This is a genomic window from Burkholderia sp. Tr-862, assembly GCF_011753085.1.
Lineage (GTDB): Bacteria > Pseudomonadota > Gammaproteobacteria > Burkholderiales > Burkholderiaceae > Burkholderia > Burkholderia ambifaria.
In genome coordinates, this window is record NZ_VWWG01000019.1 from 56,521 (window position 1) to 66,888 (window position 10,368).

General features: G+C 60.8%; 7 protein-coding genes and 3 pseudogenes. 7 read left to right on the forward strand and 3 right to left on the reverse strand.

What is annotated here, in order from left to right:
• Positions 1-107: 107 nt before the first annotated feature.
• Together F3J14_RS09015 and F3J14_RS09020 are read right to left on the reverse strand one after the other, a co-directional pair.
• Positions 108-2,099 (reverse strand): hypothetical protein, encoded by a 1,992-nt coding sequence (locus F3J14_RS09015; protein ID WP_166722678.1) that lies wholly within the window; start codon positions 2,097-2,099, stop codon positions 108-110.
• A gap of 33 nt (positions 2,100-2,132) precedes the next feature.
• A complete protein-coding gene (locus tag F3J14_RS09020; protein ID WP_348771972.1) occupies positions 2,133-3,359 on the reverse strand; it encodes an FAD-dependent oxidoreductase in 1,227 nt (408 codons plus the stop codon).
• A 479-nt stretch (positions 3,360-3,838) separates the two neighbouring features.
• Between F3J14_RS09020 and F3J14_RS09025 the strand changes: the two genes are divergently transcribed.
• The 3 genes from F3J14_RS09025 (at position 3,839) to F3J14_RS09035 (ending at position 7,483) form a co-directional block, all read left to right on the forward strand.
• The gene (locus F3J14_RS09025; protein WP_166722680.1) at positions 3,839-4,297 is read left to right on the forward strand and encodes a hypothetical protein; all 459 of its coding nucleotides are present in this window, start codon (positions 3,839-3,841) and stop codon (positions 4,295-4,297) included.
• 115 nt (positions 4,298-4,412) lie between these two features.
• Positions 4,413-6,260, forward strand: coding sequence for a GMC family oxidoreductase (locus tag F3J14_RS09030; protein ID WP_166722681.1), 1,848 nt, complete (start codon positions 4,413-4,415; stop codon positions 6,258-6,260).
• On the forward strand, positions 6,257-7,483 hold the full coding sequence (locus tag F3J14_RS09035) for a ferritin-like protein (RefSeq protein WP_166722682.1): 1,227 nt from the start codon (positions 6,257-6,259) through the stop codon (positions 7,481-7,483). The genes F3J14_RS09030 and F3J14_RS09035 overlap by 4 nt, the downstream gene beginning before the upstream one ends.
• Positions 7,484-7,950: 467 nt before the next feature.
• Here the strand turns inward: F3J14_RS09035 and F3J14_RS09040 are convergent, their stop codons facing one another.
• Complete coding sequence (locus F3J14_RS09040) at positions 7,951-8,580, reverse strand: EAL domain-containing protein (protein ID WP_166722683.1); 630 nt, start codon at positions 8,578-8,580, stop codon at positions 7,951-7,953.
• A 4-nt stretch (positions 8,581-8,584) separates the two neighbouring features.
• Between F3J14_RS09040 and F3J14_RS09045 the strand changes: the two are divergent.
• The 4 genes and pseudogenes from F3J14_RS09045 to F3J14_RS09060 form a co-directional block, all read left to right on the forward strand.
• Positions 8,585-9,025 (forward strand): annotated as a pseudogene (locus F3J14_RS09045) (hypothetical protein); the annotation flags it as partial.
• 6 nt (positions 9,026-9,031) lie between these two features.
• Positions 9,032-9,582 (forward strand): annotated as a pseudogene (locus F3J14_RS09050) (PHP domain-containing protein); the annotation flags it as partial.
• Positions 9,583-9,839: 257 nt separating this feature from the next.
• Complete coding sequence (locus tag F3J14_RS09055; RefSeq protein WP_166722684.1) at positions 9,840-10,136, forward strand: hypothetical protein; 297 nt, start codon at positions 9,840-9,842, stop codon at positions 10,134-10,136.
• Positions 10,137-10,148: 12 nt separating this feature from the next.
• Positions 10,149-10,368 (forward strand): annotated as a pseudogene (locus F3J14_RS09060) (papd-like protein); the annotation flags it as partial.

Below are 10,368 nucleotides of genomic sequence, written 5' to 3' on the forward strand. Positions count from 1 at the left end.
CGGTCGTTTGAGCGGGCGCGTCACCGCCCGTCCCGCTCGCTTTTCCCGGCTCCAGCTCTCCGTAGAGATCCGCGCCACGTTCAACTGCGACCGTATGCGCCGAACAATCAGCGTGGCTGGCAGATGAACGGGTATTCCGAATCATCAATCAACGGCTCGATGTCGAAGAAATCGTTGAGCACCGATTCCGCCGTGCAATAGGCGCCCTCCACCCAAGCCTGATCGTTTGAGTAGCATTCCCCGACGATAAAGATGGGCGCATCCTTGCCGTCAATCAGCTGCGAGGGCTTGCGTATTTTTTGCTGGACGTCGGCAACGTCGTAGTGCGCGGCCCACGCATGGTAGCCCGCACGGAACGGCGGCAGCGACCAGTCGACATAGGCCGCCTCGAGCGGCTCGGGCACGTTCGCAAAGTCCGAATTCGGCCCAAAGTGCAATTCCGCCAGCTGCTTTCGCAACATCTTGACCATTCTGTCGGGCACCTTGCGCGGCCCGATCAGGGGTTGGATATCGTCGGCGATCGGCACATGCCGCTCTTCGTTCGGCCCGAGCTCCAACTCGCGCCAAAACGTCGTGAAGGTTTCGTCGTCGTAGGAAGCCAGCAGGCCGTAGACCGGCTTTGCATCCTTGTCAGCCGCGTTATTGCCGAAGTAGACCACCATGCGGATCGGCGTGTCGGTCACGCTCGGTCCCATGGTGTTGCGCTTTGCGACGGCGAGCAGCAACGTTTCCTGTTTGACGGTCATCCGCTCGCCGGCAGCTTCTTCCGCAGCCTTGACCAGCTCGTCGGCGCTCGCGAACTGGACATTCAGGATCGTGTCCGAACCGGACATCGCCTGCACGAACACCGGCGGAAAGTCCTGCTCCGTGAGCGACGCGATCACGGCATCCGTTACTTCATAGCCGTTGATCTTTGGCGGATAGGGTGTAACCGGGTCCAACCACCATTCATTCTCGAAGAACATGCCGACCTTGTAAGACGGCTGCATGATGGCCGACTCGAGATAGAGCTTGACCTTCCGGTCGTTCAGGACGTCCAGTCCGCCCCGATCGTCATAGCGGGAGCCCTGGGCAACCTGTTCGAGCGCCGCGCGCGGCATGGCCAGCCAGGCGGCCGCCGTGGTCTGACGGGCAGCCTCCCGGTAGGGATCTTCCCGCTTCGCGATCGTGTAATGGACGACGCCGTTCTCGACATGGATGGAGCGCAGCCGCTGGTTCGGGTAATACTGAAGCGTGACGCCTCGCTGCGTCGCCAACTGCTCAATGGCCGCAAACAATGCGTGAAACATGCCCGAGTAGCCGGTCGTCAGCGTCATGTACTGATTGCCCGGCGTGAATTCGTTGTTCGCCTCGAAGGCGACCGCGGCATTCCAGTTGATCACGTTGGACGAGTACCCGTTGCCGTCAGCGGCGTACTGATAGCCTTCCGAGCCGAGCTGGTCGTACATCAGGTTCCAATAGCCGATGTCCTTGAGCAAATCGCCTTTCTGGAAGATGGAGCTCGACGGCAGTTCGGCCGTGATGCGGCCATGCTGATAAAACGCGTCCCACTGCTTGCGTGTGCTCGGACCACTGGTGCTCGTGACCGACAACGCTTCGACGACGGCGAAGCCCTGGTCGGGCGTGGTCGCGGCAGCAAAGTTGTTGGCCGCGTACGGCGCCGGCGTGCGCGACGAAATATCGTTTTGATAGAGATTCCTGGCGCGCAGGTAGTAGAGGGGATTGCTCGATTCGTTGAAAGGCACGGCATAGCGGTCGAGCCCGAGCTTGGCGATCACCGTCGTGACCAGCCGGTGGCCCTGCGCTTTACCGTCGTTTTTGCCGTTCCATTGCGAATAGCGCATGCCGCCCAATTCGAGGTACGAATGGTTGGGATTGTTCTGGTAGTGCCAGGTGCAGACCCGGGCACCGGGTGCACGGGTGCCTTGAAATTCCTTCGAAAAATCGTACTTGCCCCAGTCGAAGAGTTCCAGGACGTCGCCCTGCTGCAACTGCCGATGCGGATCGCCCCCCGGTCGCGTCTGGCCATTCAACAGTCGCCAGGCCGTGTATAGACCGGCGGCACCGCACCCGAAGATCGAATAGGTCTTGCTTGCCATGGTGTCCTGCTCCCGTAGATGCGCGGCCTGTGCTCAGGCCAGCTTGTTGAAATAGCGGCTACCGGTGGAGAAATGCGAGATGTCGAATGGGGTATGCCCGTCCAGCGTCAACTGGCAGAGAATTTCGCCTAGCAGCGGAACGAACTTTCCGGCCCAGCCGGTCGCATAGATGACGATGTCGCGGTGGTTCGGCACATAGTCGGGCGCGAAGTCGATCAGCAATTCCTTGTTCTCGATCTTGCTGAGTGCAACGAGGCAGGTCGACGTGAAGCGTGGAACCGGCTCGAGACCCTCCATATGCTCGCCGACCCACTCGGCCGTGAACGCGAGCTCCTGAGGATTCGGAATGGGCGTGCGCTGATCGGGGGACGTCAGTGGCGCGAGGACGAAATCGGAGGCGACACGGATATAGCCTGGGTAATTCCAGGCCACCTCCGGGAAGCCGTAGAACTGATTGCCGTTGTCGCCCACCGGGTTCTGGAAAACGAACCAGGTGGGGTACTGGATATCCGGCCGAGTCTTGCGGTAGTAGGCCGAGGCCATATTCCAGTAGGTCGCCGCGATACGGAACCCTAGCAGCTTGAACACGTCGTCGGCATAGGGGCCCGGCGTCAGCACCAGCTTTTCGGCACTGAAGGTCCCAAGCGGAGTCTTCACTTCAAAGAGGCCCTGCCGACGCTCGATGCCGATGACCGGCGCCTCCTGCAACAGCTGCACGAACGGAGAGCGCTGATTCCAGTCGAGCAGCGTCCGCTGCGTGGCCGCGAGATCGATGCTGGCGCCCTGGGCCTGAAATAGTCCCGTATACGTCGACGGCAGATTGCGAAAGTGAAAACGCCGCTCCAATTCGCGCGCATCCAGCGTTTCATAGGCAACCCCTTCGGCCTTCAGCGCTTGCTCGGCGGCGGGGATATTGCCCTCTGTCGACTTGACTGACGGATCGCCGAACCACAAGGTGCCGACCGTGTCCATGAGCGGCAGCGGCGTCAAGCCTTGCAACTCGTCCCAATAGGGGATCGACTGCTTGACCAGCTTGACCATGTAGGCGTCGGGATAGGGAATGCGGAACTGGCGCGACACGCCAGCCGAGCTACCAAGCTGGTTCACGAAGGTGAACTGCTCGAGCACCAGCGTCCTGGCCTTGCGCTTGCCGAGATGGTAGGCGGTCGACAGGCCCATGGGCCCTCCACCGACAACGATAACGTCATAGCGATGCGTTGTGTCGTGCATGTTGGGGCTCCAGGGCATCCGGAAGCACATCGATTTCAGCGATCCGTGAGATCACGGTCCCGATTGATGCAGCAATGGCCGAGTCGCTAAGTCGACCTTCAGAGAGGCTTTGAAAAGCGGAAGTGATTGCCCAATTTCATGCTTGGCGATGCGTCGTCATCCGTATCACGCTTAGCGCCGCTGCGCTCAAATTACATGCCTAGCGATGGCATGTGAGCAAGCTGGTAATCCTGACAGGAGGTTGAGATCTCAATCCCGGCGCCCACGGCAACGTCTCAGCAGATAATGATTGAATCGGGGCAGCATCCCTACAAAGGTCGGAAACACCTGTCTACCTTTACAGGTGGAAAAATCGCTTCTCGTCTTATATCGTATTTCCAATAGATCTAGACAAGAACGTTTCCCGCACAAACCGTTCAACGATCCAAAAACTAACAACTAGCTTTACGGAAAAGTAAAAAGCGCGATCGGTTTGACCCACGCTATGTCACTTCGGGGGCAGGTAGACCATGAGTTCCGACCATATCGACTCGCTCGATAGTGCTGCGCGGCGCCTTTCGATTTTCATGAAAGGCAGTTCCAAGATCCTCGAGTTCTCATCGATCACGCTGCTGGGTACCGGCATCGGCCAGGACCTCTGCGATTTTTTCATCGAACAGATTGGACTTCAGCGCTTCGACGCGTGGAGCGAGCGTCTTGCCGCCCTGCCGCCAGACGGGCCGCAAAAGGCAGAGGCCGTCGCGGTCCTGCTCGCCGATCCATCGGACGGTCCACTTACCTGCAAACTCATGTACGCCTGGTACACCGGCGCGTGGAGCGCGGGCCCCAGCGATCCGGACCGCGTCATTTCTTCGCGCGCGTATCAGGAAGCGCTGGTGTGGCCGTTGATCGGCGCCCATCCGGGCGGCGCAAAGCAACAGGGATGGGACTCTTGGTCCCGGCCGCCACTCCCTTCGCCGCTCCGCTGACACTGCATAGTCGCTCCCGCATGTGCACATGCAACACACGTTACGGCGTACATCGCTGTGAAGGCCGCCGCGCGTCCATCGGCAGGTACGGCCTGCCAACACACCGGGGATTCAGATGAAGATCGAAGCTGCTCAATCTGCGCTGGCGCGCCGCTATGACGCCGTGATCGTCGGCGCGGGCGTGTCCGGCGCAATTCTCGCCAAGCGTCTGGCCGAGCGAGGCCGCCGCGTACTGGTGCTGGAGGCGGGCACTGGCTCGGGCCTGAACTTCACGCATTACAACCGGTTTCTCGAGACGTTCTACCAGGCGTCGATCAAGATTCCGCAGGCGCCTTATCCCGACAACCCGAACGCGCCGCAACCCACCGAACTGCAGACTACCATCACTGGCCCCGACGCCCCGTCTGCCGACGGCTATTTCGTTCAACGCGGCCCTCAGCCATATCGCAGCTCGTACACGCGCTATACGGGCGGTACCACACTGCACTGGCTGGGTACGTCGTTGCGCATGCTGCCCGACGATTTCCGCATGCGTTCGCTCTATGACGTCGCGCAAGACTGGCCGCTGCAATACGAGACGTTTTCGCGCTACTACGAAGAGGCCGAGCGAGAGATCGGGGTCTCGGCGAACGTCGACGAGCAGGCCTATCACGGACAGTTCTTCCCGCACGGATATGTATATCCGATGCATGGGTTGCCGCAGAGCGTCGTCGATCAGGCAATGGCCGCATCGCTGAAAGGCTATACCTACAATGTGGACGCCGATGTGCATCCACTCGACGTGACATCCACGCCGGCCGCGCGCAACGGCATACCCAATCAGGCCTATGAGGGTGGGAAAGGCTATCAGCCCATCGGCTCGGTCAGCTCCCGGGCGGTCGGCCATCGCTGCATGGGCAACAGCAGCTGCGTACCTATCTGTCCGATTCAGGCGAAGTACAACGCAATGAAGACGCTGGTGGCGAGCGGGGACCTGGTGACACTCGTCACACAATGTGTCGCAACCCAATTGCTGATCGATTCGGATACCGGACGCATCACCGGCGTGCGCGTACAGAGCTATGCGAAGCCAGACGATCCCCAGCACGAGACGTACGTTGCACAAGGTGACGTGGTGGCGCTGTGTGCGGCGCCGGTCGAGAATGCAAAGCTCCTGCTCGCGTCGGGCGCCGCGCGCAATAGTAGCCTCGTCGGCGTTGGCTTGATGGACCATCCGGTCTATCTGACCTGGGGCCTGTTGCCGAACCAGGTCTGGCCGTTCCGTGGACCGCTTGCGACCTCCGGCATCGAAGGGCTGCGATGGGGCAATTTTCGCGACCGCCACGCTTCGTTTCGCATCGAGATCGGCAACGACGGATGGGCATGGCCGACCGGCGCCCCGGGCGCCGATGTGCAGGAATTCATCGGCAAGGAAAGGCTGTGGGGGCGCGGTCTGCAACGTGCACTGATCGATCGCGTGACCCGGCAGGTTCACCTGTCGTTCCTCGTCGAGCAATTGCCGGAAGCGGGCAACAAAGTCACGATCGACGATCGCTATCGCGACGTGATGGGCAACTACCGGCCAGTCATTCACTACGACATCGGCGATTACACGCGCGGCGGCTTCGTGCTGGCAAAAAAGGTAGTCAAGCGCGTATTCGAATTGTGCGGCATCGCCGATCACACGACGTTCTTCGACCATCGGCCGCGATTCGACTACGACGAAATGCATTTCAACTACCAAGGGGCCGGCCACTACATGGGCGGACACCGAATGGGTAGCTCTCCGGGTGACTCGGTCGTCAACGCGGATCTGCGCAGCTGGGACCATAACAATCTGTACCTGGTGGGCTGCGGCAGCATGACCACCAGCGGCACCTCCAATCCGACGCTGACCGCCGCCGCATTGAGCTGCCTGGCCGCAGACCGGATCGACACGGCCCTCGGCCGGCACCCGCAAGCCATCACCGGAGTGACCGCATGAAACTGCTCGAACAAGTCCGCCTGCTGGACGACTACAACGATGCAAAGGCGCGTGGGAGTTACGACGCCGATCATGCCGATCTGCCGCTAGCGTTACCACAGCCTGGTCTCGATGCGACTATTCCGACACTCGATCGGACCTTTCGCGAGCTGGCCGAGGCGATCGGATCGACCACGTTCGCGACCGATCGCGCCGATCTGCTGAATGATCTACAACAGGCCCTGAAGCTCGAGCATGCGACCATTCCACCCTATCTGACCGCGCTGTATACGCTTGCGCCGAAGAGCAGTTGGCAGGCGCTCGAGGTATTGCGCTCGGTAGCCGTGGAGGAAATGCTGCACCTGACGCTGGTGGCCAACGTGATCAACGCATTAGGCGGCACGCCGAGTACCGATGAAGCGTCGTTCATGCCGGACTATCCGTCGCCATTGCCGTTCGACATCGACGGCGTCACCGTCAACCTGTTCGGCTTTTCGCGCGAGGCGGTGGAGCAAGGCTGCGCCATCGAGCGGCCGGCGGCAATTCGCGTCCAAGTGCTGTTCGAGGCAGGGCCCGCCAGCGGCGCGATGACGATCGGCGAGTTCTATTTGCGCATTGAAGCGAAGCTGCGTGCGCTGGTCGATCGGTATGGCGAAGCACTCGTGTTCAGTGGCCATCCGTCCCGGCAAGTCACCGCGGATTACTACTACGATGGCGCCGGCGCGGCCTTCGCAGTGACCGACATCGTCTCCGCGCTGCTCGCGCTGCAGACGGTCCGCGACCAAGGCGAAGGCGTCACCGACACGATCTGGACCGGCAATCGCGAACAGTTCAAGGGTTTTCCGGAGGTTGCTCATTACTTTCGCTTCAGCGAACTGCTCGCCGGGCGCCAGTATCAGTGGAACGATACGGTCGAGACCGGTCCGCGGGGCGCGCACTTCGAGGTGGACTGGGCGGCCGCGATTCCGATCAAGCCCAACAGCAAGCTTGCCGATTACCGGTACGCTCCCGAGATTCACGCGAACGCGGAGGCGTTCAACGTCGCCTACTGGGATTTTCTGCGCATTATCCAGCGCGCATTCAACGGCGAACCCGCGCTGCTCGAGCAAGGCATTGGCAACATGTTCAGGCTGAAGGACCTGTTCCAGCGGCTCGTGAACACACCTCTGCCGGACGATCCGCATGGGCGGCACGCAGCACCGACTTTCGAGTATGCGCCGCCGTCTGCTTCTACGACACGCTAATCGGCTTGCTTTGAATGGCCGATCGCACCGCGTGCGAATCTGCGGTCCCTCATCGGCGATCTCGATTCAACGCCGTTTTCTATTTTTACGGGGAAAAAATGCAACAGAACATTCATCCGGTAGCGATCACGGTTCAAGCGAATCAAGCATGGCAATCAACCGGGGTAACGCTTGATGGCAGCGTCGGCGTGACAATCGCGTACCAAAAAAAGGAACATGGACAGCCGATCCGACGACAAGTATTGCGGTAGATGCGGGCCGAGCAACGCCGTATGCGCGACAGCAAATCATCGCGGACCTTGTTTCAGCCCCAATCCTCCGTCGCACCGGGACGGTGGGGGCCCGCTGCACGGCGTTTGACACAATCGATTGCCCACCCGGGAAACCGCATCAAAATTAAGGGAAGGCCTTCCACCAGCGGCTGGGGTAGAAATCGACACGATCTCGCTCACAAAGTCCCATGCCACTTAGTGGGTATGCGCGCGCTCGCATTGCAGTGCGCGAATATGATGCAAGTCGTCTGCATCTTCGCCCCCTTCCGCGACGGTTGCCATGTTCAGATGCCCGGCGAGCATCAGGCTCGCGCGTACTATGGCGTCGAGCGAATCGTCCGCCCACGCGCCGTGCACGAAGCTGCGGTCGATCTTGATCTCGTCATACTGGCAATCGCGCAACTGTGCGGACGACGCGTGCCCCATTCCGAAGTCATCGGCGGACAAGCTGATCCGTTTGAGTCCCAGCCTTGTCAGGATGTACAGCGACGAAAGCGGGCCGTGGGCCAGCCTTCGTTCGGCGACTTCCATCACCAGCCGCGAGAGCGGAAAACGGGCCTCGGCTGCGGCGTTCGCGACGAAATCGGGGAAGTCGAGCGCGCGAAGGTTGTCGATGGAGAGATTGACGCTGGGCCGCAGCGCGGGACCGATCGATTCGCCCGCCGCGATCTCCCGTAGCGCAGCGGGCAGGACCGCTCTGACTAGCGCATCCACCAACCCATTCTGCTCGATCTGTTCAATGAAACGGGCGGCATCGACGATTCCTTCGTGCGGATGTCGCCAGCGAACGAGCGCCTCGACGCCGACCAGCGCACCGGTGACCACCGAGAGGTTGATCCTGCAGCTGACTGGCTGACTTACCGCGAATCAGCTCGACGTCGCGGCGTTCGCGCTGTTGCTCGAGCATGAGCGCGGTCGCGACGCGATCGCGCCCACCGAGATCGAAATCGCATTGGGCGCCCCTACCCGCTTCGAGGAACACCTCACGCGGCTTGTCAAGGAACGACTTGGACACGTCGAACTCGCCGGGCCTGTCATTGCCGTGCGCCTGGTCGCCCGCAGCGTGCAAGAAGCGGCCGCGCCGAGCGACTCGCTGTTCCCGGAGCCCGGCAGCACGCCGCAGGATCACGCATGGTTGCTCGAACTACTGAGCGCGCGCCTGGGTGCGGAGAACGTCCTTGTCCCGGCCCCCCATTGGATCTACAAGGAACGGCCGACGGCCAGCGACGACAGTGAATCACGCTTCTTCCTGCACGGCCTGTTTGGCTGATCCGTTATGAACGCCGGCACTTTCGGCGCCCTGCCCGCCTACGTTGAACTGCAGGTCGCATCGGACTTTTCGTTTCTGCACAGGGCGTCGCGCGCCGAGGAATACGTCGCCCGCGCGGCGCAGCTCGGATACAGCGCGATCGCGATCACCGACGAGTGTTCGCTCGCCGGCGTCGTGCGCGCGCACGTCGAGGCGAAGTCTGCCGGCCCGCCGCTCATCGTCGGCTCGCACTTCCGGTTGACGGCCGCCGACGGCGCGCCCGCGCTGGCATTCACCGCGCTCGCGATGAATCGCGACGGCTACGGCGACCGCTGCGACTTGGTCTCGCTCAACGCGCACGCGCAGCAAGAGTGGCGCACACCGCCTGGCGCTGCTCGATCTCGAGCATCCGAAAGCCCCCTTTACGCGCCTGCGCGACTTGCCCGATTGCGTCGCGATCCTGTCGCTGGACTTCGCGGCCAACGCAGCTCACGGCCGAGGTCGCATGGATTGACCGCGCGTTCGGCGATCACACATGGGTTGCGCTCGCGCTACACGCACGCGCGACGGATGACATCAGCAACAGCGGAAACGTTGCATGCCTGAAACGTTTTATCGAGACAATTTTGGATCGCCGTGACGCGCCGACTTTGGTGCCTTGGTCCTATGCCCACTTGCGACGGCTGGTACGGTTCTAGCTTTAAGGCAAAGCCATAAGATCCCGGATTTTTGTCCGGCATCACGTGCTCAAGAAAAGATAACGAAATAACTCCCCGTCATCACGCTCGTTCCTCCAACGAGTGTAAATTATTTAGCATGTCAAAGGATTAAAATCATGGTTTCTCGTCACAATCGACATTTTCGGAACGGGCTGAGCATCGTCGGATCACTCGTCACATTAGTCTCCGCGCTCGCCTTCGCCGTCACTGTTCCGGACGCGAAGGCGCAGGAGAAGGGCAATTCATCTACGGTAAAGATCAAACCTCCTCCATTACCGAACGGTTCGATGCACGTCAACGTGAAGCCAGGCATGTCCGAAGAGGAGTGGGAGAACGCATACAAGGAGACTGGGCGCCCCAAGTTCAGCAGGAAGTCTGTCAAGAAAGCCAATGGCAACGTACAACGTGACTAGGGGAAAACGGCCATGAAAAAGATCTTGCTTGTCATCGCCCTGCTTGCCGGACTCGCTCAAATGACGTTGCCGAGCACGGCGTGCGCGCAGGCCACGACGGCACATACGCTCGTGCTGTACGACAACCCGGCCAACGACCCGTACTCGAAGCTCGGGCTGATGTACAGCATCATGTTGAGGAACCTGCTCGGCCACTTCAATACGACCGTCGACCTGGTGCCGATACAGAACT

Coding starts and splice junctions, on each gene's coding strand:
- F3J14_RS09015 (WP_166722678.1), bottom strand. CDS start 2,099: ATGGCAAGCAAGACCTATTCGATCTTCGGGTGCGGTGCCGCCGGTCTA.
- F3J14_RS09020 (WP_348771972.1), bottom strand. CDS start 3,359: ATGTGCTTCCGGATGCCCTGGAGCCCCAACATGCACGACACAACGCAT.
- F3J14_RS09025 (WP_166722680.1), top strand. CDS start 3,839: ATGAGTTCCGACCATATCGACTCGCTCGATAGTGCTGCGCGGCGCCTT.
- F3J14_RS09030 (WP_166722681.1), top strand. CDS start 4,413: ATGAAGATCGAAGCTGCTCAATCTGCGCTGGCGCGCCGCTATGACGCC.
- F3J14_RS09035 (WP_166722682.1), top strand. CDS start 6,257: ATGAAACTGCTCGAACAAGTCCGCCTGCTGGACGACTACAACGATGCA.
- F3J14_RS09055 (WP_166722684.1), top strand. CDS start 9,840: ATGGTTTCTCGTCACAATCGACATTTTCGGAACGGGCTGAGCATCGTC.